31 protein-coding genes are annotated in these 26,525 nt (G+C 70.9%); 3 read left to right on the top strand and 28 right to left on the bottom strand.

The window, feature by feature from the left end:
- The 18 genes from K6U06_RS06495 to K6U06_RS06410 all read right to left on the bottom strand — a co-directional run bounded on the left by K6U06_RS06495 (position 1) and on the right by K6U06_RS06410 (position 10,243).
- Complete coding sequence (locus K6U06_RS06495) at positions 1-459, bottom strand: hypothetical protein (RefSeq protein WP_262321094.1); 459 nt, start codon at positions 457-459, stop codon at positions 1-3.
- The gene (locus tag K6U06_RS06490) at positions 456-596 is read right to left on the bottom strand and encodes a hypothetical protein (protein ID WP_262321093.1); all 141 of its coding nucleotides are present in this window, start codon (positions 594-596) and stop codon (positions 456-458) included. Before K6U06_RS06490 ends, K6U06_RS06495 begins: the two co-directional genes overlap by 4 nt.
- The gene (locus K6U06_RS06485; protein ID WP_262321092.1) at positions 593-1,399 is read right to left on the bottom strand and encodes a hypothetical protein; all 807 of its coding nucleotides are present in this window, start codon (positions 1,397-1,399) and stop codon (positions 593-595) included. Before K6U06_RS06485 ends, K6U06_RS06490 begins: the two co-directional genes overlap by 4 nt.
- Positions 1,400-1,531, bottom strand: coding sequence for a hypothetical protein (locus tag K6U06_RS06480; protein WP_262321091.1), 132 nt, complete (start codon positions 1,529-1,531; stop codon positions 1,400-1,402).
- Positions 1,528-2,535: a hypothetical protein gene (locus K6U06_RS06475; protein ID WP_262321090.1), complete on the bottom strand. Its 1,008-nt coding sequence runs from the start codon at positions 2,533-2,535 to the stop codon at positions 1,528-1,530. The genes K6U06_RS06480 and K6U06_RS06475 overlap by 4 nt, the downstream gene beginning before the upstream one ends.
- Entirely contained in the window at positions 2,532-3,062 is a 531-nt protein-coding gene (locus K6U06_RS06470; RefSeq protein WP_262321089.1) for a hypothetical protein, read from the bottom strand. Before K6U06_RS06470 ends, K6U06_RS06475 begins: the two co-directional genes overlap by 4 nt.
- Positions 3,063-3,573: 511 nt before the next feature.
- Positions 3,574-3,744, bottom strand: a complete 171-nt coding sequence (locus K6U06_RS06465; RefSeq protein ID WP_262321088.1) for a hypothetical protein — start codon at positions 3,742-3,744, stop codon at positions 3,574-3,576.
- Entirely contained in the window at positions 3,741-3,896 is a 156-nt protein-coding gene (locus K6U06_RS06460; RefSeq protein ID WP_262321087.1) for a hypothetical protein, read from the bottom strand. Before K6U06_RS06460 ends, K6U06_RS06465 begins: the two co-directional genes overlap by 4 nt.
- The gene (locus K6U06_RS06455) at positions 3,893-4,069 is read right to left on the bottom strand and encodes a hypothetical protein (RefSeq protein ID WP_262321086.1); all 177 of its coding nucleotides are present in this window, start codon (positions 4,067-4,069) and stop codon (positions 3,893-3,895) included. The genes K6U06_RS06460 and K6U06_RS06455 overlap by 4 nt, the downstream gene beginning before the upstream one ends.
- A 38-nt stretch (positions 4,070-4,107) precedes the next feature.
- Entirely contained in the window at positions 4,108-5,253 is a 1,146-nt protein-coding gene (locus K6U06_RS06450) for a hypothetical protein (RefSeq protein WP_262321085.1), read from the bottom strand.
- Positions 5,250-6,863: a ParB/RepB/Spo0J family partition protein gene (locus K6U06_RS06445; RefSeq protein WP_262321084.1), complete on the bottom strand. Its 1,614-nt coding sequence runs from the start codon at positions 6,861-6,863 to the stop codon at positions 5,250-5,252. The genes K6U06_RS06450 and K6U06_RS06445 overlap by 4 nt, the downstream gene beginning before the upstream one ends.
- On the bottom strand, positions 6,860-7,066 hold the full coding sequence (locus tag K6U06_RS06440; protein ID WP_262321083.1) for a hypothetical protein: 207 nt from the start codon (positions 7,064-7,066) through the stop codon (positions 6,860-6,862). Before K6U06_RS06440 ends, K6U06_RS06445 begins: the two co-directional genes overlap by 4 nt.
- Complete coding sequence (locus K6U06_RS06435; RefSeq protein WP_262321082.1) at positions 7,063-7,431, bottom strand: hypothetical protein; 369 nt, start codon at positions 7,429-7,431, stop codon at positions 7,063-7,065. Before K6U06_RS06435 ends, K6U06_RS06440 begins: the two co-directional genes overlap by 4 nt.
- A 258-nt stretch (positions 7,432-7,689) precedes the next feature.
- Positions 7,690-8,004, bottom strand: coding sequence for a hypothetical protein (locus tag K6U06_RS06430; RefSeq protein ID WP_262321081.1), 315 nt, complete (start codon positions 8,002-8,004; stop codon positions 7,690-7,692).
- Positions 8,001-8,309 (bottom strand): hypothetical protein, encoded by a 309-nt coding sequence (locus tag K6U06_RS06425; RefSeq protein WP_262321080.1) that lies wholly within the window; start codon positions 8,307-8,309, stop codon positions 8,001-8,003. The genes K6U06_RS06430 and K6U06_RS06425 overlap by 4 nt, the downstream gene beginning before the upstream one ends.
- 292 nt (positions 8,310-8,601) lie before the next feature.
- A complete protein-coding gene (locus K6U06_RS06420) occupies positions 8,602-9,546 on the bottom strand; it encodes a hypothetical protein (RefSeq protein ID WP_262321079.1) in 945 nt (314 codons plus the stop codon).
- Entirely contained in the window at positions 9,543-10,046 is a 504-nt protein-coding gene (locus K6U06_RS06415; RefSeq protein ID WP_262321078.1) for a hypothetical protein, read from the bottom strand. The genes K6U06_RS06420 and K6U06_RS06415 overlap by 4 nt, the downstream gene beginning before the upstream one ends.
- Positions 10,046-10,243 (bottom strand): hypothetical protein, encoded by a 198-nt coding sequence (locus K6U06_RS06410; RefSeq protein WP_262321077.1) that lies wholly within the window; start codon positions 10,241-10,243, stop codon positions 10,046-10,048. Before K6U06_RS06410 ends, K6U06_RS06415 begins: the two co-directional genes overlap by 1 nt.
- Positions 10,244-10,318: 75 nt before the next feature.
- Between K6U06_RS06410 and K6U06_RS06405 the strand changes: the two genes are divergently transcribed.
- Positions 10,319-10,684, top strand: coding sequence for a multiprotein-bridging factor 1 family protein (locus K6U06_RS06405; protein WP_262321076.1), 366 nt, complete (start codon positions 10,319-10,321; stop codon positions 10,682-10,684).
- Here the strand turns inward: K6U06_RS06405 and K6U06_RS06400 are convergent.
- From K6U06_RS06400 to K6U06_RS06385, 4 genes are all read right to left on the bottom strand, one after another.
- Positions 10,653-11,237 (bottom strand): histidine phosphatase family protein, encoded by a 585-nt coding sequence (locus K6U06_RS06400; RefSeq protein WP_262321075.1) that lies wholly within the window; start codon positions 11,235-11,237, stop codon positions 10,653-10,655. The genes K6U06_RS06405 and K6U06_RS06400 overlap by 32 nt on opposite strands.
- On the bottom strand, positions 11,170-12,600 hold the full coding sequence (locus K6U06_RS06395) for an MFS transporter (RefSeq protein ID WP_262321074.1): 1,431 nt from the start codon (positions 12,598-12,600) through the stop codon (positions 11,170-11,172). The genes K6U06_RS06400 and K6U06_RS06395 overlap by 68 nt, the downstream gene beginning before the upstream one ends.
- A 133-nt stretch (positions 12,601-12,733) precedes the next feature.
- On the bottom strand, positions 12,734-13,453 hold the full coding sequence (locus K6U06_RS06390) for a zinc ribbon domain-containing protein (protein ID WP_262321073.1): 720 nt from the start codon (positions 13,451-13,453) through the stop codon (positions 12,734-12,736).
- A 7-nt stretch (positions 13,454-13,460) separates the two neighbouring features.
- On the bottom strand, positions 13,461-15,686 hold the full coding sequence (locus K6U06_RS06385) for a transglycosylase domain-containing protein (RefSeq protein WP_262321072.1): 2,226 nt from the start codon (positions 15,684-15,686) through the stop codon (positions 13,461-13,463).
- 125 nt (positions 15,687-15,811) lie between these two features.
- Here K6U06_RS06385 and K6U06_RS06380 point away from each other — a divergent pair, with 125 nt between their 5' ends.
- Positions 15,812-17,011 (top strand): acyl-CoA dehydrogenase family protein, encoded by a 1,200-nt coding sequence (locus K6U06_RS06380; protein WP_262321071.1) that lies wholly within the window; start codon positions 15,812-15,814, stop codon positions 17,009-17,011.
- A 25-nt stretch (positions 17,012-17,036) separates the two neighbouring features.
- On the opposite strand, the gene K6U06_RS06375 is transcribed toward K6U06_RS06380, so the two are convergent.
- Positions 17,037-18,704, bottom strand: a complete 1,668-nt coding sequence (locus K6U06_RS06375) for a CYTH and CHAD domain-containing protein (RefSeq protein ID WP_262321070.1) — start codon at positions 18,702-18,704, stop codon at positions 17,037-17,039.
- Between the two features lie 40 nt (positions 18,705-18,744).
- Here K6U06_RS06375 and K6U06_RS06370 point away from each other — a divergent pair, with 40 nt between their 5' ends.
- Positions 18,745-19,869: a putative zinc-binding metallopeptidase gene (locus tag K6U06_RS06370; protein WP_262321069.1), complete on the top strand. Its 1,125-nt coding sequence runs from the start codon at positions 18,745-18,747 to the stop codon at positions 19,867-19,869.
- A 12-nt stretch (positions 19,870-19,881) separates the two neighbouring features.
- Here K6U06_RS06370 and ppc read toward each other — a convergent pair whose 3' ends face one another.
- The 5 genes from ppc to K6U06_RS06345 all read right to left on the bottom strand — a co-directional run bounded on the left by ppc (position 19,882) and on the right by K6U06_RS06345 (position 26,453).
- A complete protein-coding gene (gene ppc, locus K6U06_RS06365; RefSeq protein WP_262321068.1) occupies positions 19,882-22,638 on the bottom strand; it encodes a phosphoenolpyruvate carboxylase in 2,757 nt (918 codons plus the stop codon).
- 23 nt (positions 22,639-22,661) lie between these two features.
- Positions 22,662-23,402, bottom strand: a complete 741-nt coding sequence (locus tag K6U06_RS06360) for a protein phosphatase 2C domain-containing protein (protein ID WP_262321067.1) — start codon at positions 23,400-23,402, stop codon at positions 22,662-22,664.
- Between the two features lie 94 nt (positions 23,403-23,496).
- A complete protein-coding gene (locus K6U06_RS06355) occupies positions 23,497-24,204 on the bottom strand; it encodes a vWA domain-containing protein (RefSeq protein ID WP_262321066.1) in 708 nt (235 codons plus the stop codon).
- Positions 24,205-24,249: 45 nt separating this feature from the next.
- The gene (locus tag K6U06_RS06350; protein ID WP_262321065.1) at positions 24,250-25,671 is read right to left on the bottom strand and encodes a hypothetical protein; all 1,422 of its coding nucleotides are present in this window, start codon (positions 25,669-25,671) and stop codon (positions 24,250-24,252) included.
- An 11-nt stretch (positions 25,672-25,682) separates the two neighbouring features.
- A complete protein-coding gene (locus K6U06_RS06345; RefSeq protein WP_262321064.1) occupies positions 25,683-26,453 on the bottom strand; it encodes a VIT1/CCC1 transporter family protein in 771 nt (256 codons plus the stop codon).
- Positions 26,454-26,525 lie beyond the last annotated feature (72 nt).

Raw genomic sequence — 26,525 nt, 5'->3', positions numbered from 1 at the left:
TCAAGCATCCTGCTCGGCGAGGACGGTGACGAGCGCGCGCCAGATCGTGCCTGCCTGCGGTTCGAGCTTGCGGGCGGTGAGCGTGACGACGAGGTCCGGGTCGAACCCGGGCAGGCCGGATGTCCATTCGATGGCCCGGGCGACGATCTGCTCGGCGGTCGCGGCGAGGGCCTGGACTTCGGCAGGGTCGCCTGTGCCGCCAGTGTCGGCTTCTTCGGGGATGGTGTCGTACCAGCCGATCTGGATGGTGTGGGTGCGCCTGTAGGCGACGAGGCCGGCGGCGCCGGTGAGGAGGGTGTATTCGGTGTTCTCGCACCAGACGGCGAGGAGGCTGCAGCTGTCGGGTGGGACGACGGTCGGTTCGGCGTAGGAGCGGAGGGTGGCTGGTGTGAGGGTGGTGTGGGTGGCGATGTCGGCTTGGATGGCGTCGACGATGGCGGAGGGGTTGATGACGGTCATGTGGGGTCGTCGGTCCAGTCGTAGTCGTCGGGTGTGGTTCCTGCGGGTGCTTGGCCGGTGGCGATGGCTCGGGCGACGATCCGCCAGCGGCGGATCCGTTCGGTGCGTTCGGCTTCGCGTTCCTCGGCTGGGGTCATGCGGCCGGGTGGTCGCAGCGGTGGGCGTCGCCGGCGTCGTCGAGGCGCATGCCGGTGCCGTGGCAGAGGTCGCATGCTGGCCGCTCGTACGAGGCTGGTGCTGGCGGTTCGGCGAGGTCGTGGCGGACGGGTAGGCCGGGGATGTCGGGGTCGACCCAGGCGGCGAGCTGGTCGGCGGTCCAGTCGGTTTGCTCAGTGAGCGCGGCCCGGATTTGGCGTACGTGCTGGTTGTGGCGTCGTTGGCGTGCTGTGGCGAGCCAGGCTTGCTGGTCGTGGACGGCGGCGGTGGTGTTGGCGAGGTCTCGTCTGGCGAGGATGTCGATGGCGGCTGCGATGAGTTGGTCTCCCTCGGTGTCGGTTTTCGACCGCGGTGGTTCTGAGAGAGCTTGGTTAGTTACACCAGTGGGGTTTGTGGTGTGTGGTACAGCATTGCTTGAGCAATGCTCAAGCATGCTCCGAGCATTGCTCGGAGGGCTGCTGGAGCTGTGCCCGTGCCATCGGGTCCGGGCGGCCTTCGAGGCCTTCTCCCGGCGTGCGATCTGCGCCTCGTTCCGCTCCTTGTAGTCGTGGAACTCGTAGTGGTCGCCGCGGTCGTACCAGAGACCGACGTCGACCAGGCGCTCGGCGATCTTCATGGGCCGCTTGAAGTCGGTGAGGCGAGGGATCTGGTTTTTGTGGATGAGCCCGTCTGCTTTGTTGCGGTTGACGTAGGCGAGCGCGGCGACCCACAGGCCCATGGCTTCGCTGCCGGCGGCAACGAACTTCGGGTGCTCGGTGAAGCGGTCGTCGAGGTAGATGCCCATTCAGGACCTCCGCCGGCGGCGGGCGTGCCGGTTCCAGAGGCGGTTGGCTGCGACGATGAGGGCGGTCTCGGCGGCTAGGAAGGCGACGAATAGGTCGTGGGGTGGCCACCCGAGGAGCGAGCCGCGGCTCATGCGAGTTCGTCCATGTAGGCGCCGGCTGCTCGGCGGGCTTCGTCTTCTTGGTACATGTGGCGGACGGCTGGGTCGACGATGGCTGTGGCGGGCGAGCGGATGATGCGGTGGTTCTTGGGGTCGAGGGCGAGGCGGCGGTGTTCGGCCATGGCGGCGCGGTCGGGGAAGGACCATTCGCAGGAGCAGCCCCATGGGTTCTCGTCGTCGGGGTCGGCTTGGCTCACGCCGGCCGGCGCCGCCGACGCGGCAGCTGCCGGTGGCGGGGTGGTGACGGGAGCGAGGTGGCGTTCTGGCGCTGGAGCTGGTTGCGCTGGTTGGGTCTGGGTGGCGCACCACCGTTCGTGGCCGGGGAGGCCTTGGGGAGTGAAATAGCGCGCGCACCAACGGCATGGGCGGTTCTTGGTCTGGCCGCGTCGGAGGGTGGTGGTTTCTGCGCCGGCCGGCGGCGCAGGCGGTGCTGGCGGTGCTGGCGGTGGGATGAGTGCGTGGTCGCTGGTGTCACTGGTGGCGCGGATGCCGAGGCGGTGGGAGCGCATCTGGCCGATGGTGCGGGTGGTTTTGCCGCAGGTGCATTCCCATGGCTTGCCGTCGGCGCGGATGACGGCGTCGCGTTGGACGATGGCGCCGGGGATCTGGGCTGCGAATTGGAAGTCGGGGAAGATGATGCTGTCGATATCGTCGTGGCCGTGGGCCGGGCGTTCGGTGTCGTCTGGCTCCTGGCTGGCTTGGATGCTGGCAACGGTGAGCTCTGTGGTGTCGGCCGGGATGGTCACGTCCGAAAGGTCGATCTCGTCGAGCAGGTCGGAGCGGGGCTGCTCCTGCGGAGCGCACCGGACGATCGTCGCGTCGGCGATGTGGGCGTGGAGATAGCCGCCGCCGCTCCGGCGGATCTCGATGCCTGGCCGGCGCGCCTCAAGGTCGGAGAGGAACTCGAGCAGCGTCGTGGCGGCGCAGCGGTCGCCGATCTCGATGGTGAGGTGGATGCCGGTGTCGGGTTGGGTCATGTGCGGTCCCCCATGAGTACGGCCGCGAGGTGGGCGGCGTCGATCTGTAGTTGGGCTTGGTCGGCGGTGAGCGGCCCGTGCTGGGCGGCGAGGTGCTGGTCGAACCGGCGGATGGTGTCGGCGATCGCCGGCGGGTATGTGGCTTCGCAGCCTTCGGCGACGATCTGGACTTCGGTGAGCGTGACGAACGCGCGGTCGGCCGGGACTTTGGGCCAGCCGGTCCGGGGGTTGAAGCAGCGGTAGTGCTTCCGTTCGACGGGCTCGCCGGTCTCTCGGAGCCAGGCGTAGTCGATGGCGGGGTAGATGGCGAGGACGATGCCGCCGCGCGGTTCGCCGTTGGGATCGAGACGGATCTTGGCGAGGTCGCCGTCGGCGTGGGCCCAGACCATGCAGCCGACGGTGACTTCGGCGAGGCCGCCGAGGACGCGGCTGCCGTACCAGCCTTCCTTGATTCGCTCGAGGGGCGCGGGTAGCGGCCCGGTCGAGCTTTTGAGCCGCCAGTTGCGGTCGTCGTCGACGTCGGTCACGGCGTGTCGCCACAACTGCCCTGTTGAGGGTGCCGAACACATCGATGCTCCCCTAGCTGTGGGTCTAGGTCTTCGCCGCACCACGGGCAGGTTGCGGTGATGGCATTGATCGGGCACGGTGTTCCAACCTGCTCCGGGTCACGGCATGGGCCACGAACGATCCACTCGTCGGGGTTGTGCTTCCTGTTACGGAGGGGCACGAAGATGTGGCGTCCATCGATGGTGTGACCGATGGGAGCGTGACCAGCCAGTCGGTTCCCGTGGCTAAGACCGCCGCACCCGGAGCAAACGTCACCTTCGTGCCTGCCGTGCTCGCACCGATCAAGGTCGGCACAAATCTCCCCCCACTTCTTCGCCTCGGCTAGCTCAGTCTCCCGCTTACGAGCCAGCTCTCGCCACGTCAGACGATAGGAGTATGAACGGCATTCCTCGGCGTCGTACCCGCTGATCGTGACGTTAGAGAGGTTGGGGTCGTACTCAACATCGCCATTGTGGCTACCGCTGGTGTCGGTCACGGCTGGACCCCTGTGCCGTAGACGGCGAGCGCCCAGCAGGCGAGCACGGCCACGCCCGAGAGCGACGAGGCACGCTGCGCACACGCCCCCGCTGCCGGGCCGGGACCGCCGTCGTCGAGCCAGTGTTGGGTCTCGTCGGCGAGGCGGGTGCGGGTGCGGTGGCTCATGGCCGGTTCTCCCACTGTTCGCCGCAGGTGCACAGGTGCGGCCCGGGCCGGGTGTCGTGGTCGTGGCGGTCGCAGCGGTGGGTGTGGCCGGGGATCGCTCGGAGCCCGTCGACGAGCGGAAGATGCCCGCACGGGACGACAGTGCCGGTCACCGGGGCGCCTTGGCTTGGCAGGCGCCGCGGCACGTCGAGCACCAGGTGATGTCAGGGTGGACGCTGTCGGGGGTGTGCACGGCGAGGTGCTCGCAGTCCGTGCACACGATGTGGCCGGTCGCGGCGAGGCCTCGGGCGACGGACCGGATGCACCGGTCGATGAGGGTGCGCACGACGTGAGCGTCGGGTTTCGATGGCTGGAGGCGGACGGTCACGGCTGCGGGTCCGCCTGGTGCGGGACGACGACGTAGCCGTCGCCGAGCGGGAACGGCTCGAGGCGGGCCCGGCCGCCGCTGACAGCGGCAGCCCACTTCATGGCCCGGTCGGCTTCGTCGCCGGCGAGGATGCCCTTCGAGCTGTCGGTGCGGCCTTTCGTGACGGTGCGGGCGATGGCGTGGCGCACGTCGGCGGCCGGGTGGCCGGTGGCAGCCTCGGCGCAGCGGATAGCGAACCGTTGCAGCCAGCCGCTGTCGACGAGCTCGCCGTCGGGGGTTTCCTCGCCGGCGGGTGCCGTTGCCGTGGTCTCCGCCGGCGAGGGGTCGGGGACGATCTCGGCATCGGTGATGTCGTCGTCGTCGTGGTGGTGGTGGTGCTCCTCGCCGGCAGCCGAGGCTGGCGTTGGCACAGCAGCGTCGTTGCGGGCCGCCTGGGGGGGGTAGGCGGCCGGCGCTGCCGGCGAGGAGATCTCGTCATCGCCCGGGGCTGCGAGGCCGAGGGTGATGTGTGGGGCGTACCGCTTGACGAGGCGGCGGATGACTTTGGAGGCGAGCATGTCGTCGGGGTAGCGCCACCAGTTCTCCATGCGCTTGACCCGGCCGTAGCGGAGCTCGTCGGCGACCCAGTCGGGTGGCGTGACGCCGGGCTGGTCGAGGACGAACTTCTCGAGCTTGTTGCCGTCGGATCCGTCGCGTCGCCGGAACTTGACCCAGTGCTCGACCCACCGGTCGAGGAGGCCGGCGCCGCGGGCCTGGTCGATGGTCCAGGAGATGGGCGGCTTCCAGTCCTCGCCGTGCCGGCGGATCCGGCCGGTGGCGATCTCGCCGGTGAGTTCGGGCCACTCGAGCTCGTAGCCGTGGGCGCCGAGGAGACCGGCGTACAGCTGGGCTGACGGTTCGGGTTTGCCGTCGAAGAAGTGGAGCTGGTTGACCGCGAGGACGGTGATCGGCGCCCGGTAGGCGTCGAGGGTGAGCACGGCGGCCATGGCGGCGTCCGGGTCGCCACGGAGCGCTTCGGGGACCATCTTCCCTGCCTTGGAGAAGGCGACCGCTCGGCGCTCGAGGAAGTCCCAGTGGCGTTCGTCTTCGGCGCGTGCCAGCTGGGTGCTGGTGGGCTGGTGACGTTCGATGTCTTGGCTCATTCAGAGCCCCCCCCCTGTAGCTGGGTTTGGCGGTCGTCGGGGATGCCGTGGACCTCTTGGAGGTGCGCTGTGCGGCGTTCGCTGGCGAAGGCTTCGGTGGTCTGTTTGGAGGCGACTTCGCCGCATTCCGAGCAGGTGACTTTCCACGTCTTGGTGCGGGGCGGCCTGACGATGGTCACCTCGGGCGCGGCGACCGGCGCCTCGTCTGCCTGTTGGGTTTCGGCGTCGGTGCGCCGCTCGAGGAGGGCCTGTTCGGTGTCGTCGAGTTCCCAGCCGTGCTCGGCGAGGAAGCCGAGCCACGCGCGGCAGACGAGGATCTCGGGGTCGTCGGTGGGGTAGTCCCCGCGCGGCATGAGGTCCTCGGCGCCGGAGGCTGCGATGGCGAGCAGTGCCCGGGCCTGGTTGGCGGAGCCGTCCTGGGTGTACCGGTGCCAGAGGGAGTAGCTGGCCGGGTAGGTCTCGCGTTCGTCGAGCCCGACGTGGGCCATGGCGCGCCCGTCGCCGTAGTCGGACACGGCGGGGAGCACGGCGACGGCGAGGTGGATGATCTCCTCGAGCGGGACTGCCATCTCGTGGATGAGGTGCTGGACGAACGAGTCGCGTTCGGAGCGGCGGGCGTGGAGCGCGTCGAGTCGGGCTCGGCGGTCGTCGACTTGCATGGTGACGTCGTCGCCGGCGGGCTCGGGCCGGGTGCAGTCGGCTGGCCCGACCGGCTCGTCGGTTGCGGGCTGCGGGTGGCGGGCGATGTCGGTGCACACGAGCGACACGCTGCTGCCGGTACCGACGTGGTGGACGTACCCGGCGTGGCACGGTTCGTCGGCGTGCTCTTTCGGGTCGATCCACGGGATGGCGGACAGGAAGACCGGCTCGCCATAGCGGGGTGATCCGACGACAGGAAGCCACGTCATCGGCCGGGGGTTGTGGGGAAGGACCCGCACGCCGGCCGCTTCGAGATCGGCGGCCGCTTTCGCGCGGCGGCCGATGACCCGCTGGTCCTCGACCGCCTGGTCGATCAGCCAGCCGGCGGGGACCTGGCCGCCGCGGAACAGGGAGGCGATCCGCTCGTCGGGGAGCTTCGCGACGGCGAGTCCCTGCTCGAGGGTGATGCCACCGGAATCGACAGCAGCCCGGGCCGGTTCGGGGAGCTTGAGCAGAGCGAGGCGCTTCGAGACGTGGCCCTGGGAGACGTCGAACTGGGCGGCGAGCTGCCGTTGGCTGCGGCCGAGCTCGACGAGCCGCTGGTAGCCGGCGGCTTCCTCGAGCGGGGTGAGGCCTTCCCGGACGATGTTCTCGGCGATCATCGCTTCGACCCGGCCGGCGTCGTCGAGGTCCCGGACGATGATCGGTACGTCGTCGAGTTCGAGTTCGACGGCGACAGCGTGCCGGCGGTGGCCGGCGACGATGAGCCCGTCGGGGGTGACGACGAGCGGCTCGATGATCCCTTGCGCTTCGACGGACTGGCGGAGGCCGGCGAGGTCGCCGAGCTGGCGGCGCGGGTTGTCGCTGGCGGGTCGGAGGATGCTCGGGTCGCAGGTGCCTTGGTCGCCGTCGTGTCCGAGGTTGGGGAGCGGCCGGTCGAGGGTCGAGTCGAGGATCTCGACGGCGCTCACCGTGACGCCTCCGCAGCGGGCTGCCGCTCCTCGTAGGCGGCGATGGTCGTCCGGTCCTGCGCTGACGCCAGCGAGTACCGGTTGCCCCGGATGTACACGGCGTGACGGCCGTGGCCGAACAGGGAGAGCTGCGAGAGGTTGTACTTCCCGGGCCCGTAGCGGGTGATGGTGATCTCGATCGGGGACGGCCCGCGGCGGCTCATGACGCGCGTACCGAGGACTCGTCGTCGCGGTCGGTGATCTCGACGTGCCGGGCTCGGCGGGCCTGGTCCTCGACGTGGTCGGCCTCGTCACGCAACGCGACCCGGACGTGACCCAACGCTTTGACGAGGAACACTTCCAGGTGCATCAGCTCGGTGAGGCGGGTGTCGCCGGCGCCGGACAGCACGGTGAACGAGACGGGGCCTTCGCCGACTCGGAGGCCGGTGTGGCGGGTGCCGACGGAGCCGCTGACCTTGATCGGCGATCCTCTGGTAACCCAGAGGGATGATTGGACGAGGACGGGCCTGTCGGCGAGTGGGTCCTCGTCGGTTTGGTCGGCGGACGGTACGGTTGTGGTGTTGGTCATCTCGGCGCCTCCTTGCGGCGTGAGGTGGTCAGGCGGATGCCGGTCGGGCAGCGTGAGGGCGCTGCCGATCGGTGTGGGCCGGCCGGGTGGTCGTACCGATGGCCGAGCCGGCGTCAACGGCGGGGGGTTCCGTCTTGGCGGGCTCGGCCATCGCTGCGGCCGCGCGTCGGCGGCGTGCGTGAAGGTGGGCGGGTGCGCCGATCCGCCAGCCGACAGCCGCGGCGGCGGGGATGGCGGCGGCGAGAACGAGGCTGGCGATCACGGGAGGGCCCGGATGAGGTCGGGGTAGGCGTGCCGGTCGCGAGCGATCATCTTGGCGGTGTGGTCGCCGTGCCCGGCCCGACGGAGCTTCTCGACCAGGTCGGTGTCGTCGGTCGCTGCGGCGGGGAGCGGAGTGGCGTCGTGGCCGCGGTGTGGGTGGGCGTCGCAGCCGCAGCGTGTCGGCCAGCGGGAGCCGTCGGGGGCGACGATGACGTCGAGCCTGCAGACTGCGGCCGGGTCCGGGGCCGGGTCCGGGTCGGCGTCCTCGTCGATGATGTCGACGAGACCGGCGCCGAGATCGACGGTCCTCACGGCGTCTCCCCCGAACTGCCAGATGGGGCACTCTCGTCGGGCATGACAAGTAGGTCCTCGCCCGACCAGCCTTCCCATTCAACGAGCAGGTCGGGAAGCTTGACCGTTCCCTTGAAGCAGTCCATGCCGAACTCGTTGAAGGCGTCAGACACCCAGCAAGAGCCGCTGTACACGTCGAAGCAGGGAGCGTTCTCGGGGCGCTGGTCGCCGTGTGGGCAGATCATCGTGGCCTGGACGTAGCCCTCGTCGCTGAGGGTCATGGTCAAGCGGTGACCGTGCCGCAAATCGTCCTTCGGGTTGCTCATGCCGTGCCCCCGCATCTTCCGCAGAGGGCGTCGGGACGCCAGGTCTTGCGGATGTAGCACTCTCGGCACGGGACGGAGCGCTCGCGAGGTTGGCCGGCGGGCTCGGCTGGAGAGGCGGAGGAAACGCGACCGCAGAAGCCGGCGGCTGTGATGGTTTCCTTCGGGTGAACAACGGTGTCCGTTACCGCCTCTCCAGGCGATCTGAATTGCGGATAATTGTGCTTATCAGGAGTAGCCGCTCCGGAATCGATTCCGGAATCAGTACCCCGTGATCTGCGGCGCCATTTCGTGATCATTCCGCCGCCTTCCAGATGTCACGCAGGATCTCCTTGCCGACGATCCGAAGCGCGTCAGCGTGCTGATGGCCGGCGCTCCACGGCGTGCCGGCAGCGGCGGGATGGCCGGACGGGCCGCACCGGACGCACGGCGCCTGGTGGGCGCGGTCTACGGTCGCCGTGCGGCGCTGCTCGTAGACCTGACGGTACGGCCACACCCCCGAGCCTCCGGTAGGTGTCGGACGTTCAATGGGGGGTGTGGTCGAAGGGTCGACCCCGGCGGAGGACATGTGGGCATCGGGCCTGCGCTGGCCGGGGTCGAGAAGGTCGCCTGCGCCGGAGCGATCATGGGGGTCGACTGACGCTTGGGCGCAGGCGAGAGAGCGGCCGGGCTGCTTAATAGCGCACTCGGCGAGAACGTGAACCAACATTTTGAGCTGCGGGTTGCCGAGAGCGAACAGCTCCTCGGCTGACATGCCCTTCGACGGACGGCCCGGGCGGCCGTGGCCGCAGAACTGCCACAACTCCCCGACCGTGCGGGCGAAAGGCGGGTCAGGTACCAGCTTCCGCTCGTCGCCCGATCCTTCCCAGTGCGAGGGTGTCGCTACCCGGGGGTGGCCGAGGTGGCCGAGGAGTCGGGCGAGGATGTCCTCGCCGATCCCCTTCGACTCCTTCTGCCAGGCGATCACCCCGGCCGGCGCCGCGCGGCGGTACTGGCGGCGGAGCGCCAGCCGGATCCGGTGCTCGGTCTTCTCGGCCTCGGCCAACTCGCTGGCGAACAGGTCGGGGAACACCGGGGCGTTGCTGATCCGGTTGGCGCTGCGGATGCGGGCCTGTTGGGCGTCGTGGAACATCTCGGCCCACACCTTGAGAGTGCGGTACTCGGAAAGATCGACCCCGGCGTGGCGCGATTGGTTTTCGTGACGCTCTTGGCCGGGGTCGAAGTCGTCGGGGGCGGTCACGCCGCCACCTGAGCCTTAGCATCGAGAACCTCGGCCAGGCACGACACGCCCGCCCGCTCGATCAACGCGATCGCCTGCTCGTGCCGGGCGATGTCCTGCTCGATCCCGTCCGCCCGGGCCCGCTGCTCAGTGATCCGATCGCGGTGCTGGGCAAGTGTCGCCGCGCCCCACAGCACCGTCTCACCGGCGACCTTGAACGACACGGCCAGCACCTGGCGGAGCGCCGTGATATCCGGCTCGTAGCCGCCCGCCGAGACAACGACCTCCCTGCCCGAACGGGAAGCGACCCGCTCCGACCGGAACGCGCGGGCCTCGGCCGCCGCGGCGAGTTGCCGCCGGCAGGTGCAGACAGCATTCGATACGAGCGGGAGGAGAGCCTCAGCAGCTCGCCGGGAGACACCGCCTAGGTCGGCCAGGACCGCCTGGGCGATCTCCTGGTCGGTGGTGAAGGGATCGGCGTGGGCGCACGCCTCGCCCAGCATCTCCACGACGGTGGCCATCACCCGACCGCCTCGTGCTCGGTGTCTCGAACCCACCGACGGATGGTTTCGCCGGTGACGTCCACCTGGTGCTCGTCGTGGAGGCGGATCGCCATCGCGTCGAAGGAGAGTCCCTCGTCGCGCCATCTGGCCAGCCGCTCAGCCAGGTCACCGCCGACGAGCCTGTCCAGGATCTGGAAGATTCCCTGTCTCGACACGCCAACATTATTGGCAGGTCACTGGGCGGACGTCAAGGGTTGCCAGCCGCCTAACCGTGTGGCAATATGTTTGCCATGGCACCGACGATGATCGACGCTCAGAAGCAGGCCTTCGCGGCACGCCTTCGCAAGGCGCGCGACGCGAGCGACATGAGCCTGAAGGACGTCATGATCAAGATCAGTCACCTTCTGCCCCAGCAAATGTGGGTGACCGACGAGACCATCCGCCAATACGAGACCGGCCGATACTCCGAGAAGAAGGCGAACCCGGTGCTGCTCGCGGCGCTGGCCACGGCCTACGACGTCAAGCTCGCAGACCTCTCGCCCTATGCCGCCGCCACGGTGGGCCAGCTACTTGGCCTTCTTGGTGACCATCACGACGGATTCTTCGGGCCGCCGGGGATGAGCGCTACCGGTGCGGCCGGTGGTGGGTCTCGTTGAAGCTGCGCAGCAGCGGGCGCCCGTCGGGCCCGGCCCCGATGCGACTGACCGACGCGACCTCGACGAACATCCGCCAGAGGGCTTCGGGAGCCGCTCCGAGCGACCACAAGACCGCGGCCTTGATCGGCGACACGTGGCTGAGGACGATGACGTCGTGTTCCCTGGCCTCGTCCCACAGGTCCTCGCAGGCCGCCCGGACCCGGTCGGTCACCGCGACCAGGGACTCCCCTCCCTCCGGCGCCCACGCCAGGTCATTGCGGAAGTTGGACCACACGGATGGCGGCACCGCGTCGAGGGGCACACCGTCGTAGACGCCGTAGTCGACCTCGACCCACCGCTCGTCGACGGTGACCGGCAAGCCGAACGCGTCGGCGGTCTGGCGGGCCCGCTGCAGGGGGCTGCACACCACCCTGACCGCGCCCTTCAGCGCCGGTACCGAGCCCAGAGCCTGAGCCTGACGTTCCCCGAGCGCGTCGAGCGGCAGGTCAAGTCGCCCGAGTAGGCGACGGGAGGCATTGTGGGCTGTCCGGCCGTGGCGCACGAGGATCAGCACGGTCAGCCACCGTACCGGGTGCGCCCGTCGCCAGGTCGGCGACCGCCGCCTCCGCCGCCGGCCCCTCGGCCGGTGATCCCGAACCGGGCGCGCTGGTGACCGCTGGGCGGAGGTCTGCCGCCCCGCCATCGGGAGCCACCGCGGGGTCCCGCCGGCGCAGGCTGCGCCACCCGAACGCGACCGCTCCGGCGATGGCCACCGCACCCAGCCCCAGGCCGAACCGGGCGCCGAGGGCGCCCGCCACGATCCCCACCACCGGCCCACCGACCGGCGTCGAGCCGAGGAAGGCGACCGACCAGAGCGACATCACCCGGCCCCGCATGGACGGGTCGGCGTTGAGCTGCAAGGTGCTGTTGCCTAGAGCCAAGAAGCTCACCGACGCCCCGCCCACGAGGAGCAAGGCGATGATCTCGAACGCCGGGGTCGGCGCCAGGGCCGCCAACACCATCACCGCGCCGAACACGGTGGCGACTTGGAGCAGCCGGCGCGACCCGGTCCTCGGCCGGCCGGCAACCGCCAGTCCGCCGATGACCGCGCCGATGCCCTGAGCGGAGTTGAGCAGGCCGTAGAGGGTCGAGCCGCCGTGGAACACGTCGTGGGCCATCAGCGGCAGGGTGACTTGGAACTCGTAGGCCAGGCAGCCGATGACCGCCATCATGAGCAGCGCGTCTCGCAGGACCGGGGTGCGGGCGACGTAGCGGAACCCCTCCCGCAATTGGCCTTTGGCCCGGGCCGCGATCGGCGCCGGCGTCAGCTCGTCTTGGTGGATGGCCCGCAGGCCGCCGAGCACGAACACGAAGGAGATCGCGTTGACGAGGAAGCACCAGCCGCTTCCCACCGTGGCGATCAGGATCCCTCCGATCGCCGGGCCGACGGCTCGGGCCACGTTGACCATCACCGAGTTGAGCGTCACCGCGTTGGTCAGCTCGTCGCGTCCGACCATCTCGACGATGAAGGTCTGGCGGGTCGGGTTGTCGACCATGTTGACGAACCCGAGCGAGCAGGCAATCACGTAGATCTCCCACAGCTGCAGGTGGCCGGTGAGATCCAATACGGCGAGCGCCAGCGCCTGCACCCCGGCCAACCCCTGCGTCCAAAACAGGATCCGGTATTTGCCGAAGCGGTCCGCGATGGTGCCGCCGATCGGGCCGAAGAGAAGGATCGGCAGCGTCTGGAGGGCGACGACCAATCCGAGGTCGGTCCCAGAGCCGGTGAGCTGGAGCACCAGCCACGCCTGGGTCGTGCTCTGCATCCAGGTCCCGATCATCGACACGCTCTGGCCCGCGAAGTAGTAGCGGTAGTTGCGCACCCTCAGGGAGGAGAAAGTGCGCTGCACTGCGGCGGGGAGGTGCGGCGAGGCCATGCGTGTCTGCGGGCTCCAATGTTGTTAGCTGCGCTAACAAATTGTATCAGGCGCAGACGGAACGCAGCAGGGCCGCGGCGCGCCGCGCCGCCGTCGCTGGCACGGGAGCGGGGCGCGGGGAGCGGGGAGCGGGCTAGTGGATGAGGATCCGCCCGCACTCGTCGCAGTGCACGACGGCGTCAGGCGGGGCGTGGCGGATCTTGTCCAGCTCCATCGAGGGCATCGTCAGGTGGCAGCCGTCGCAGCGGGCGCCGATCAGCCGGGCTGCGCCGATCCCCCCGCTGCGGGCCCTTATCCGCTCGTAGTCGGCCAGCAGATCCCCGGGCACCGCCTGAATCGCGTGCGCCCGCTGCTCCACCAGCTGCCCCAGTTCCTCTTGGACGCCTCCCGAGGCGGCGCCGAGGGCGGTTTCCGCCGCGGCGCGCCGCTCCGCCAGGGCCGCCAGCTCCTCGTCGTCGGCGGCGATCGACGCGTCGAGCGGCTCGCGCTCGTCGAGTACCGCCAGGATCCGGTCTTCCAAGTCCGACGCCCTGACCTTCAGCGCCTCGATGTCGGCGGCCATGGCTTGCAGGTCGCGCGACGCCGACACCGTCCCGGAGTACATGCGGGCGCTCACCGCACGGGACCGCTCCTCGGCGGCGGCCAGGTCCGCCTCCAGCGACGCCTGGCGGGCGGCGACCTCGTCGCGGGCGGGGACGGTGGTGCTTCGACGGCGCGACACCGCCGCGATCTCGGCGTCGATGCCAGCGATCGCGGCGGCCTCGGGCAGGTGGGAGAGCCGGTGGCGGTGCTGGTCGATGGCGGTGTCGAGGCGCTGCACCTCGAGGAGGGCCTCGAGCTGAGGTGCGGGCACGGCGGGACTACCCCTTCTTCGGCGGTTTGGTGGTGGCGGTGGTGGCGGCCGGAGCGGTGGGCGGCGGGCTGGGAGCGGTGGCCGGAGGCGTCGTGGTCACCGTCGTGGCGACGGCCCCGGTAGTGGCCGGCGTCGTGTAGTAGCCGCCGCTGTTGTTGTTGTTGTAGCTCTGCTGGTTGGGGTTGTACTGGTTGGGGTTGTAATAGCCCCCGTGGGCGCTCTTGTCGTCGATGGCGAGCTGCGGCGAGGTGATGTACTTCGTCTGCGGGAGGGCTCCGTAGTCGACCGGGAAGAACTGGGCTACCGGCACGTCGGCCAGCGCCTGGTACATGAAGTCGTGCCAGGTCCGGGTCGGGTACATCCCGCCGTAGACCTGGGCGCCGTTGACGATGAGGCGGTTGGTGTTGTTGGGGTTGCCCATCCACACCGTCGCTTCGAGCTGGGGCACGAAGCCGTTGAACCAGGCGTCGGTCGGGCCCGACGTAGTACCGGTCTTGCCGGCCACGGGCCGGTTGTAGAGCGCGGCGCTGGAGCCGGTCCCGGAGCTGACCACCGCGTTGAGGCACAACTCGGCTTCCGCGGCGATCTGGGCGGAGAACAGCCGCTTGGCGGGCGCCTCGCCCGTGTACATGAGGTTGCCGGACTTGTCGGTGATGTGGTCGATGAAGGTCGGCCGGTGGTAGACGCCGCCGGCGGCCACCGTGGCGTACGCCGACGCGATGTCGATGGGGTGGACGCCGATGCTGCCGAGGATCATCGACGGCACCAGGCTGGCCGAGCTGGTCGGATGGGCGCCGGCCCCCAGCGGGGTGGTGATGCCCATCTCCTTGGCCACCGCGGCGATGGCCGGGAGGCCCACCTCGTGGCCGAGACGCAAGAAACCGCAGTTGAGGGACTGCGCCGTGGCCTTGACCAGGGTGACCGTGCCACCGCTTCCGTCACCCTCGTCGTTGGTGGCCGCCTTGCCGCCGGGGGGACCGCCGTCTTGGGGCGGCACGAAACCGAGGTTGCCGGGGAAGGCGATGGCGCACGGCGCGGTGGCGTCGATGGTGTCGAGCGGCGAGTACCCCGCTTCGAGGGCGGCGATGAGCGTGAACAGCTTGAAGCCGGAGCCCGGCTGGCGGGTGCCCTCGGTGATGACGTTGTACTGGGCGGAGCTGCCGGTCGCGCTCCCCCCGACCATCGCCTTGACCTTCCCGGTCGCCGGGTCGATCACGACCATGGCCTGCTCGAACCCGCCGTTGTTGGTCGGCGTGTCCCGGGCGACGGCCGTCTCTGCCAGGTTTTGCAGCTTCGGGTCGTAGTCGGTATAGATCTTCAAGCCGCCCTCGAAGAGGGCCTGGTAACGCTCGTTGTAGTTGCCGCCGATCGGGCTGTTGGCGCCGAGCAGCTCGTTGACCACCTCGCGCACGTAGTAGTTGGTCGTGAGATCGGTCGAAGCGGGGGGCTTGGTCACCGCCGTCGGCAGCGCGGTGGCGTTGGCCGCGTCTGCTTGCGCCTGGGTTATGTCCTTGTAGTGGACCATCCGGGCCAGCACCTCGGCGCGCCGGGTGCGGGCCAGCAGCGGCTGTTGGAGCGGGTCGTAGCCGCTCGGGTTCTGGATGAGGCCGGCCAACAGCGCGGCTTGAGGGATGTTGACCTGGCTGACGTCCTCGTTGAAGTACACGTTGGCCGCCGCCTGCACCCCGTAGGCGCTGTTGCCGAGGTAGATGATGTTCAGGTACGCCTCGAGGATCTGGTCCTTGGTGTACTTCTGCTGCAACCGCTCCGCGAGGACCGCCTCTTTGATCTTGCGTGACACCTTGCGGGCGGGGCTCAGGTACGTCTGCTTGACCAGCTGCTGGGTGATGGTCGAGCCGCCTTGCAGCCCGCCGCCCGACGAGTCCGAGGCCAACGCCCGGAGGGTGGAGGGGATGTCAAAGCCGCCGTGGATGTAGAAGCGGGCGTCCTCGGTGTCGAGCACCGCCTTGATCAGCGTCTTGGAGACCTGGGAGAGCTTCACCGGCCGGCGGATCTCCGGGCCCCGCAGGGTGGCGAGCACCGTCGTCCCGTCGTCGGCGTAAACGGTCGAGCCCTCCAGGGTCGAAGTACCGATCGGCAGGAGAGGATCGGCCTGGGAGCTCGACGCATGCCCGAGGAGGCCTTGGCCGAGCACGACGAGTCCGGTCAACGTGCCGGCGAGCACTACTGCAGCCGAGGCGATGACGAGGAAGATGCGAACGAGCCGGCCCACGAGACCACGATCGTACCTGCGGGGCTGTGGGCGGGCCGGGCACCTCTGCGGCGCCGAGCGCCTCGGGGACTACGCTGCGGGCGCCAGCAGTGGGCGTGGGCCCGGCAAGCAGGAGGGTGAGGGACATGAGCGTGACCACCAGGGTGGCGGCTGACGAGCAGTTGGTGATCGACCGGATCGAGCAGCTCCTCGCCGGGCACGACCCGTCGTCGATGTCGGAGCGGGAGTTCCTCGGCGCCCAGTTCGACGCCGGCCTGGCCTGGGTGCACTTCCCGGAGGGGTACGGCGGCCTGGGGTTGTCGCGCAAGCTCCAGCCGCTCGTCAACGAGCGCCTGCGCGCCGCGGGCGCCCCCAACTTGGTCGCCCGCAACGCCATCGGGTACGGCATGGCCGCGCCGACCATCCTCGCCCACGGCTCAGAAGACCAAAAGGCCCGGTACCTCCGGCCGCTGTTCACCTGCGAGCACGTTTGGTGCCAGCTTTTCTCCGAGCCCGGCGCTGGCTCGGACGTCGCCAGCCTGGCCACCAGGGCCGTGAAGGACGGCGAGGAGTGGGTCGTCAACGGGCAGAAGGTCTGGACCACGTTGGCCCACACCGCGAGCTACGGGATGCTCCTCGCCCGCAGCGACCCCGAAGCCGAGAAGCACAAGGGCATGACGTACTTCGTGGTCGACATGCACGCGCCGGGCGTCGAGGTCCGGCCGCTGCGCCAGATGACCGGCGACGCCGAGTTCAACGAGGTCTACTTCACCGACGTCCGTATCCCTGACAGCGAGCGCCTGAGCGACGTGGGCGCCGGGTGGGGCGGCGCCATCACCACCCTGATGAACGAGCGGGTGTCGATCGGCGGGTCCGTCGCCGGGCGCGGCTCGGGGGCCATCGCCCTCGCGCTGTCGCTGTGGGAGAAAGCGCCGGTCCACTCGGCGGTCAACCGGGACCGGCTGGCCGCGTTGTGGGTCGAGGCGGAGGCGTTGCGGATGACCAGCATGCGAGCGGCCGCCAACGCCGTCGCTGGGACCCCCGGCCCCGAGGGTTCGACCTCCAAGCTGCACTTCGCCGAACTGAACAAGCGGGTCTACGAGTTCTGCGTCGACCTGCTCGGAGCGGAGGGCATGCTCTACGACACCTACGAGATGCGCCGGCCCGAGGGCGCCGGCGGTGTCGGGGCGATCCCGGCCCGCTACTTCTTGCGGTCCCGGGCCAACTCGATCGAGGGCGGCACGTCGGAGATCATGCGCAACATCTTGGGCGAGCGGGTCCTCGGGTTGCCCGGTGAACCCCGAGCCGACAAGGGTCGCCCCTGGTCGGAGATCCCCCGCAGCTGAGGACCCCGGCCTGGCTCCCATAGCGTCAGCGATGGAGCCAGGCCACCAGCTTCTTCTTCGACAGCCGCTTCCACGCCCGGCCCCATGACGAGCGGAGCGCCTGCCCGTCGGCGTGCTCCCGGGCTATGAGCTGGCCGGCGGCCAGCGCCACTGGTGGCGTCGCGTGCGCCCCGACGCGTCGCAGCCACGCCGCGGCGACCACGGTGTCGTGAAAGTCGCCGAGCACCGTCTGCAAGTCGGCGGCGGCCCGGCCGAGCGCCCAGGCGTCCTTGCCGGATACCGGCGCGGCGGTCTCGCACGCATACCGGAGCCGCTTCGCGGCGATGCGGACCTGGTGGAGCTGGTCGTCGGAGGGCCGTTTGTCGAGGGCGTCCACCGCGGCCTTCAGGTGCCGCATGGGGCGGGCGACAGCCGGCGCCAGCATGGAGCGGGCCCGGACGTCGCCGGGCGCCGGGACCTCCTCGAGGGGCGGGCTCTCCGCCGACAGGTCGAGGTCGTCGGCGGGAGGCAGGACCCCGGCCGACTCGGGAGCCGCCGGTTCGGGCATGCCGGCGACCTCACTGGCTGCGGTCGGGTCGGGGGTGGCCGGGGAGGCCATCGGCGGGTCGGCGACCGCCGCGGCCAGACGGTCGAGGAGCGCGACGTAGCGGGGAGAGTCCACCGCCTCCACCAGCTTGCGCAACGCGGCGGCCCGCTCCGCGGCGAGGATCGCCAGCAGCTCGGCGACTGCCGGGGAGTCGTCGTCGGGGAGGGACGCCCCGTGGTCTCGTAGTCGCTCGGCGAGGACGTCGGCGTCGCGGACCGCGCCGAGGGACGCGGCCAGCCACCCGAGCTCCTCCCGGGTCGCCCGCACCCACTCCCTGTCCATTGAGTGGCGAAGGAAGCGCAGGTCCGACCGGAGGCGCCGCGTGGCGACACGCGCCTGGTGGACGTCTTCGATGTCCTCGTCGAGATGGACCCCGGCGTGGTGGCGCACGATGCGGAGGTAGCCGTCAGCCAGCGCGGCACGCACGACCTCCGCCACCGTCGCTTGCCGGCCGAGCGCGACGGCGGCGACGTCGGGCGGGGCTGACGCCGGCGCGCCTAGCGCTCGCACGACCTTGGGGCGGTCGTCCCCGCGTCGGGCGCCGGCGCGCTCCAGGCGGCCGACCACCTCTTTCACCAGGCCGGGAGCGTCCCGGCCGGTGACCTCTAGCTCGATCTCCCTGAACCGGGCGGTCAGGCGCGGGCCGTCCATGACCGACACCACGTCGTCGTCCATCTCGGCCAGCACCTCACCGTCGGGTGCTCGCAGCGCGGTGCGCTGGCGGATGGTGACGAGCCGGGCGACGACGTCGAGGGGGGTGCTGCGCTGCCACGCCCGCACCAACGCGCCGGCCTCGGCAGGCAGGTCCTCGACCGGACCGGGCCAGCGCAGCTCCCGGCGTACCAGCATCGGCCCGTCGCCCGGCAACGGGAGCTTGAGGGTCCACTCCGACACCAGCGGCTGGCCCGGCGCGACTTCGTGGCGGTGACGCAAGGTGACCCCGGAGCGCATGAGCCGGAGGTCGGGGGTGTCGACGTAGGTGGCCGTGAGCCGTTGCTCAGGCAGCGAGACGGCGACCACGCCGCCACCCAGACCGCCGAGATCGGGGGTGACGAACCCGGCGCCCGCCTCGAGTTTCACTTCGGACTCGACGCTGCGTTTGGCCATCGAGCCAGCCTAGAAGCCAGCCAACCGCCACACTGGACCGGTGCGAGCTTTCACTTGCCCGGTCTGCCGGCAGCTCATCTTCTTCGAGAACAACAGCTGCTTGAGCTGCGGGACCGGGCTGGGGTTCGTCCCGGATCGAGCGGAGATGGTGGCGCTGCGCCGGGATGGGGCGGGACTGATCGAGCTCGGCACCGGCGCTCCCCTAAAGCGCTGCGCCAACCATGACGTGGCGGCGTGCAACTGGCTGGTCCCTGGCGTCGCTTCCGACGGCCCGGCGCTCTGCCGCAGCTGCGCTTTGACCCGCACCCGGCCGGCGGATCGCGACGTCGAGGGGCTGGCGGCGTTCGCCAAGGCTGAGGCCGCCAAGCGCCGCTTGGTGTTCCAGCTGGCGGAGATCGGCCTGCCGATCGTGTCTCGCGACGAGGACCCCGAGCGAGGGCTGGCCTTCGACCTCCTCTCCAGCCGCTCGGCGCCGGTCACCACCGGTCACGATGCCGGCCTGATCACCTTGGACCTGGCCGAGTCCGACGACGCCTACCGCGAGAAGACCCGCCAGTACCTGGGCGAGCCGTACCGGACGCTGCTCGGCCACTTCCGCCACGAGGTGGGCCACTACTACTGGATGGTGCTGGTCGAAGACGCCGACCACCTCGAGCCGTTCCGGGCTCTCTTCGGTGACGAGCGGGCGGACTACAAGCAGGCCATCGACCGCCACTACGACAAGGGTGCGCCGGCCGATTGGGCGGCGCGCTGCGTGAGCGAATACGCCACGATGCACCCGTGGGAAGACTGGGCCGAGACCTTCGCCCACACTCTCCACATCCGAGACACCCTCCAGACCGCCGCCTCGTTCGGTTTGCTCGTCGCCGGTCCCCTCGATGAGCGCACCGGCCGGCGCAACCCGTCGCTCGCGAGCATCCCGCTGCCCGACGAGCCGGAGTCGGAGGGGTTCGACTCGGTCATCGCCGACTGGCTGCCGCTCACCTACGCCCTCAACGCGGTCAACCGCAGCATGGGCCGCGACGACCTGTACCCCTTCGTGCTGGCCCCGGCAGTGATCGACAAGCTGACCTACGTGCACGGGCGGATCCAGGAGACCACCGGCCACGCGTCGGTCCCGCCTCCCGCCACGATGGTCCTGCCCGGAGAGGCCGTCGGGGCCTGACCGGGCGGTCGGCTACCCGCTGTTACGCAGGCCGGTGGCCAGGCCGTTGAGGGTCAGCTGGATCCCTTTTTCGACCACCCGGGAACGGTCCCCGGCCCGCCAGCGGCGAAGCAGCTCCACCTGGAGGTGGTTCAACGGGTCGAGATAGGGGATGCGGTTGCGCAGGCCTTGGGCCAGGTCGGGGCTGTCGAAGAGCAGGTCGTCGCCTCCGTAGATGCTGAGCAGGGCGGTGACGCTGCGCTGGTGTTCCGCCCGCAGCCGCGACCACACCGCCTCGCGCAGCGACGGGTCGGGGACCAGCGCCGAGTACCGGGCGGCGATGGCGAGGTCGGTCTTGGCGAGGACCATGGCCATGTTGGACAGGACCGAGCGCCAGAACCCCCACCGGGCCTGCATCGCCTGCAGTTCCTCGAGTCGCTCCGGGCCGCCGGCGAGAAACTCCGACAGGGCGGTCCCCGCCCCGTACCACCCCGGGACCATCAAGCGGCTCTGGCTCCAGGAGAACACCCACGGAATGGCCCGCAGGTCCTCCACCCGCTCCGACGGCTTGCGCGACGCGGGGCGGCTGCCGATGTTGAGCTCTGCGATCTCGCGCACCGGGGTCGCGGTGCGGAACCACTCCACGAAGCCGGGGGTCTCGTAGACCAGGCTCCGGTACTCGATCATCGAGCGGGCCGCTAGATCCGAGGCCACCTGGTGGAAGCGGGCCCGGTCGGCGCCGAGGGCGTCGGGATCAGCGGCGGTGGCGTCCAGTGCCGCCGACACCAGCGCCTCGAGTCCCCGCCGGGCGTGCGGAGGGTCGGAGTACTGCGCGGCGATGACCTCTCCCTGCTCGGTGATGCGCAGCGAACCCTGCACGCTGCCGGGGGGCTGGGCGACGATGGCGTCGTAGGCGGGGCCGCCGCCCCGGCCGACCGCCCCTCCGCGCCCGTGAAAGATCCGCAGGCGGACCCCGGCCGCTCGGGTGACCGCCACCAGGTCCATCTCGGCTCGGTGCAGCGCCCAGTTGGACGCCAGGTATCCGCCGTCTTTGTTGGAGTCCGAGTAGCCGACCATGACCTCCTGGCAACCGCCGGCGGCGAGCACCGCGTCGCGCCACAACGGCAGGCCGAGCAGCGCCTCGATGGTGGCGCCGGCGTTGGCCAAGTCGTCGATGGTCTCGAACAGAGGCACGATGGAGGGCCCCAGCCGGAGCCCGGCGCCGTCCGAGGCCGGGACGCACAGGCCGACCTCTTTGCAGAGCACCGCGACCTCGAGCACGTCGCTCACCGACTCCGCCTTGGAGATGACGTAGGTGGCCACCGCCGGCTGCCCCAGCCGGCGCACGGCGCCGGCCGCCTCGGCGAGGATGGCCAGCTCACCGGTCGCCTGCTCCGAGTAGGTGACAAAAGGCGAGACTAGGGGCCGGGCCCGGGTCAGCTCGGCGGTCAGCAACGCCACCCGCGCCGGCTCGTCGAGATCCAGGTATGCCTGCGTCTCCCCGGCGCGCGCCAGCAGCTCCGCGATGACCACCTCGTGGACGTCGGAGTTCTGCCGCAGGTCCATGCTCGTCAGGTGGAAGCCGAACACCTCGACCGAACGCCGGACCGGGGCCACCCGGGCCCGGGCCAGGGCGCCCGCGCCGTGCAACGCCAGCGACGCTTCGACGGAGCGGAGGTCAGCGACCAGCTCTGCCGGGGACCCATAGGGCTCTAGACGGGCTCTTGGCTCGGCCTCGGGGATGGTCCCCAGAGCAGCCAGAGCCGACGCGGCCAGGCGGGCGTAGCAGCCGTTCATGGCCCGCCGGTACGGCTCGTTGGAACGGAACGGCGAGGTGTCGCCTGAACTGTCTGCCAGCGCCTCAACCGCGGGGGTCGCCCGGACCAGATGGCCCGACATGGACAGCTCGATGGCCAGCCGGCGCAACGCGGCGAGGTGATGGGCGAAGGCGGCCGAAGCCTGCCGCTCGGTGGCGTAGGCCAGCACCTCGGCGGTCACGAACGGGTTGCCGTCGCGGTCGCCGCCGATCCACGACCCCATCCGGACCACCGGCTCGACCGCGGCCACCTCGCCGGCGGTGACCTCCGCCACCGCCCGCTCGTAGTCGGCCTGCAGCTTGGGGATCTCCGCGAACAGCGACGCGTCGAAGTAGTGGAGGGCCTGGTTGATCTCGTCGCGCACCCGCAGCCGGGACGGCCGGAGGATCGCCGTCTGCCACAGCGCCAGGATCTCGACGCGAAGCGCCTCCTCCCACTCGACCGCGTCGATGTCGTCCATTCCTCCGCGGTCGCGCTCTTCGAGGAGGCGGGCGATGGCGCGGGTCCGGTCCAAGGCGGTGCGGCGGCGGACCTCGGTGGGGTGGGCGGTGAGGACCGGCGTCACCGTGACGCTGGCCGCGACGGCGGCCACCTCCGCCCGGGACCGGCTGCCGTCATCGAGGTGAGCAAACGCGTGGCGCAGCGTGCCCGGTCCCGCCGCCTCCCCCTCCTTGCGCCGGCTCAGCCGAGCGGCGCGGTTGGCGGCGACGTCCTCCGCCACGTTGGCCAGCAGCGAGAAGTAGCTGAACGCCCGGACGAGCGGGAGGATCCACGCGTCGGCGACGTCGCCGAGCAGCGGGACGAGCTGTCCGGCGGCGGATGTTCCGCGCCGCTCCCCGGTCGCGGCCCTGCGGACTGCCTCCACCAGGTCGAGGGTCTCAGGCCCGGCCTGTTCGCGGATGACCTCACCGAGCAGGCGTCCGAGAAGGCGGATGTCGGCGGAGGCCGACGGGTCGGTAGATGGGTGCTCCACCGCTCCAGTATCACCGACGCCGGTCAGGCCGCTGGACCGTCCTCCGCGACGGCCTGCGAGCCGCCCGCCGCCGGCCACACCGCTATCAGCGTCCGGTCGTCGTGGACCCCTTGGCGCGAGAAGTCCACCAGGCGAGCCAGCTCGAGGGGCTCGGGCGGCGCGGCCAACGCGGCGGCCAGTCCCGGCGCCACCGTGGTCGGACCGTCCCGGATGGGGTCGGCGACGCCGTCGGTCACCAGGACCAGCACGTCGCCGGGCCCCAGCCACACCTGGGCCGGCTCAGGCGACGGCCGGTCGGCGGGCAGTGCCGCCGTGGCGGTGCGGATCGACCCGGCGTCAGGGTCGGGCGCCCAGACCTCGGTCCACGCCCCGCCGGTGAGCACGAAAGCGCTGGAATCGCCCACTCGGGCCAGGATCGCGGGCGTCGAAGCGTCCAGGACGGCGATCACCAGGGTCGTCGCTCCGTCCCCGCATCGCCTGGTCGCGTCGCTGGCGGCCGCCACGGCGTGCTCGAGGACGCCAAGACGCTCGTCGCGGTCGGCGTCGATCGCGGCCTCGACCGCAGCCTCCACCGCGGCCGCGGCCGACGCGGCCGACCCGGGGCGGTTGCTGACGCCGTCAGCGACCGCTACGACCAGCATCTCGCCGGCGGCGCCCCACGCGTAGGCGTCGTCGGGACCGGCGCCTGCCAGGCGGTGCCGGGTGCCGCTGAGCGACGCGGCGCGCACGATCCAGCTGCCGCTGTCCCCGCCGTCGGCGCGCACCGCCGCGGTGGAAGCGCTCGCCGCTCGGCGAAGCGCCCAAGTCGCGCTCGACGCCGGCGAGGGCCGACCCCAGACCGGGCGGCCGAGGGGCCCTTCAGTCGAGCTGATCGACCGCGATGGGGGTCATGCCCGGGACTTCGGGCGGGCTGAGCTGAGCCTCTCCGCTGTAGACGCTGGCGGACGAGCTGACGATCGACGAGATGAGGCCCTTCATCAGTTCGGGCACCACGGTGGCCGGCACGGCGCCCTCGTCGGCGATGAACGCCCGGTTGGCCTTGCCCTCCACGACCGCCGACAGCACCGCAGGATCGGCCTGACCGAACCCGAACGCCAGGATGTTGGGCCGGCGTTTCCAGCCCGGGTCGACCAGGGCCGCGTGGGCGGCGTGCCAGCGCGCCTCGTCGTCGGTGGGTCGCCCGTCGGAGATGAACACCACCGCCGGCCGGTACCACCGGTCGCCGGCGGCCCGGCCGGCCTGGTAATCGGATTCGATGGTGTGGCGCAGGTGCTCGAAGGCCGCACCGTAGGAGGTTCGCCCCTCGGGCCGGACCTCCGGGATGGCCTCTACAAGGCTCAGGTCCGAGAGGGGGAGCACCGTGCGAGCCACGTCGGAGAAGGTCACCACGGCGAAGCGGATGACCTCCGCTACCGCGGGGTCCTCCCCGACGCTGGCGCGCAGCAGCGGCATCTGCCGGTTGACGCTGTCGATCGGGTCGCCGGCCATCGAAGCGGAGACGTCGAGGCACAAATAGAAGGGAAAGACGGCGTATCGCTCTTCAACGCCGACGGCATCGCTGCTCATGTACTCCTCACGGTACTCAAGGTCGCGGCGAACACCCAAGGCGGATCAGATCCCGAGAAACGGGCTGACGATCATGGCGAAAAGCAGCAGGCCGACGCAGGCGACGACGAAGTCGACCACCGCGCAAACCGCGGCCCGCCGAACGCCGGCCCCTCGCCGACCGGGCGTCGAGAGCGCCGCTCCGGCCCATGCGTGCAACGACTTCCACGCCGCGAAAGCCTGCCGGAGGGCGACCTTCGCCTGGGCAGGGAGAGGCGGGTGGACGACCGGCGACCCGGGCGGAGGCAGCCCCGGCGTCCCGGCCGGCGCGTACCCGGAGCCGGTCGCGGTCGGTACCGCCCGGCCCGACGGCCGCGGGGCGGCGAGAGCGGCGGGCGACCTCCCACCGGCGTGGCTGGAGGTCCAAACCTGGGCGCGAGGCCGGATGGGATGGGGACGGACGGTGACGTCCGGGGCGGCTGGACCGGCGACGGGCTGCGCCGGCAGGGAGGGCGCCGAGCTCCCCTGAGCGGCGTGCACCGCTTCGATGACAGAGGTTGCTCCCAGCCCGGCCAGCACGTCGTGGAGGGCGGCCGCCCAGGTGGAGGCGGGAGGGCGACCCTCCGGGTCGGCGGCGGAGAGGCTGCGTCCGAGCAGAGCCCACACCGGGGCGTCAGGCGCCATGACCGGGCTGCGCAGCACCGCTGCGGGAAGGTCCAACTCGATGTCGACGGCCTCCCCGGCCTTCTGGCGCTTCTGGACGGGGAAGTGCCCGGCGCCGACGATGCGCAAAAAGATCAACGCCAGCGAGTAGCGGTCCGCCTCGAGGCCGGGGTTCTGGCCGGCGGGGACGGTCGGATCGTCCCAGTTGGGGGTCATCGCCCGCCGGCGGCCGGGAGCGCCGAGCGGAGCGCCGTCGGGCCCGAAGCGCTCGCCGTTGTCGCAGTCGAGCAAGAACACCTCCGGACCGCGGCGGGTGGACCACAGCACGTTCTTCGCCGACAGGTCCCCGTGGCCGACAGGCGGGTCGGCGCTCTCCAACGCCTCGAGGACCCGGGCCAGGGCGTAGACCAGACCGATGCGGGCCGGGTCGCCCTGCCCTGGAAGCATCAAGCCGTAGGCAGCGGCCCGCCTGACCGGATCGGCGGTGAGGTAGCTCAGCGTCGCCAGGCGGGCTACGCCGTCGCGGTGGCGGAGGGAGAACCGGCGGGGTGCTCGGGCCATCAGCAGGCCGGCGGCCCGGTCCGGGCCGTCCAGCACGACCGCCTGCGGCCACGCGGTGGCGCTTCGGACGCGGGCGGCCATGCCCGGAGCCAGCGGACCGCCCGGACCGGCCCAGGCCACCAGGCGGCGAAGCCCGTCGGCGTCGACCGGGCGGGGATACTGCTTCAGCAGGGTGCCGGGACGGTCGGGCAGCTCGAAGACCTTCCCCTCGCCGCCCTCGGCGAGCAGGGCCCCGACGCGCAGCTCGGAGCGGGACAGCTCCAAGACGGCAGCGCTCAGCTCGTCCCCACCCCAAAGAGGGCGCCGACACCGAACGTGATGCCGGCGGAGACGATCGCGGCAGCCAGCTGCCGGAGGGCGACGCGGGTCTTGCCCCGGCCGCTGAAGGACCCGATCGCGGCGCCGAGCACCACCGCCACCACCGCTCCGATGGCGATCGACGCCAACACGGCCGGGGTGCCGTGAGTGAAAAACCAGGGCAGCAACGGCAGCAGGGCGCCGATCCCGAAGGACAGGAAAGACGCGACGGCGGCCCGCCCGGCCTGCCCCTGTTGGTTGGGGTCCACGCCGAGCTCCAAGCGGGTGTGGGTGTCGAGGGCGACGGCCGGGTTGGACGAGAGGATCCGAGCGACGATCTCGGCGTCGTCGGGGGTGACCCCCCGGGCCCGGTACATGGCGGCCAGCTCTCGCTGCTCGGCTTCGGGCTCCTCCGCCAGCTCCGCGCGCTCGACGGCGATCTCCCGCTCCACCAGCTCCTGCTGGGCCCGGACCGACACCAGCTCGCCGGCGGCCATCGAGCACGCACCGGCGAGCATCCCGGCGATCCCCGCCAGGCGTACTGCGCCGCCGGCCGAGTTGCCGCCCGCAACACCGAGGACCAGCGACACGTTGGTGATCAGCCCGTCACCGGCGCCGAGGACCGAGGCACGAAACGCCCCGCCTTGCACGTCGCGGTGGCGATGGGGGGCGGGGGTCGGCCCGCTGGTGAACCGTCGCAGCAGGCCGAACGGTCCTGTGCGCACCGCTTCGCCGGTGACAGTAGCCATGCCCTCCAGCATCCCCCACCGGGAGCGGCTTCACCCACTTCGATCTCCCGATGTGTTCCCTTCGGTGAGCCG

It is taken from the genome of Acidiferrimicrobium sp. IK (genome assembly GCF_025499425.1).
GTDB lineage: Bacteria > Actinomycetota > Acidimicrobiia > Acidimicrobiales > Palsa-688 > Acidiferrimicrobium.
Note: the sequence above shows the minus strand (reverse complement) of the source record. Positions and strands in the feature narration are given on the sequence as shown.